The 564-nt window shown below is 44.7% G+C and carries 1 protein-coding gene; it reads left to right on the plus strand.

From position 1 onward, the window contains the following. Positions 1–499: thymidylate synthase (locus tag R7Q09_RS27385; protein WP_318144112.1), on the plus strand; the 499-nt coding region annotated here is incomplete at its 5' end. Between the last annotated feature and the right edge of the window lie 65 nt (positions 500–564).

A 564-nucleotide genomic window follows, 5' to 3' on the forward strand; every position in this document is an offset into this window, starting at 1 on the left:
TGATGGTGGTCATATCGACCAGCTACGCAAGATTGTGGATGATTTGACTCGCGGTGTTGATGACCGTGGTGAAATCTTGAACTTCTACAACCCTGGTGAGTTCCATATGGGGTGCTTGCGACCTTGTATGTACAGTCATCATTTCTCGCTACTGGATGACACTTTGTATCTCAACAGTACACAGCGTTCGTGCGATGTGCCGCTTGGATTGAACTTCAACATGGTTCAAGTTTATGTGTTCTTAGCGATCATGGCGCAAATTACGGGTAAGAAGCCAGGTCAGGCCTTCCATAAAATCGTTAACGCGCACATTTATGAAGATCAGCTTGAGTTGATGCGTGATGTCCAGTTGAAGCGTGAACCGTTACAAGCACCAACATTCCATATCAATCCGGAGATTAAATCTCTAGAAGATTTGGAAACTTGGGTGACACTGGATGACTTTTGGGTAGAAGGGTACGAACACCACGATCCAATTCGTTATCCATTCTCAGTGTAATCACGCTGGTTCTTGATACTACAAAAAGCTCCGAATGGAGCTTTTTTGCTTTTGCGATGCGTTTG

Source organism: Vibrio sp. 2130-1 (assembly GCF_033339515.1).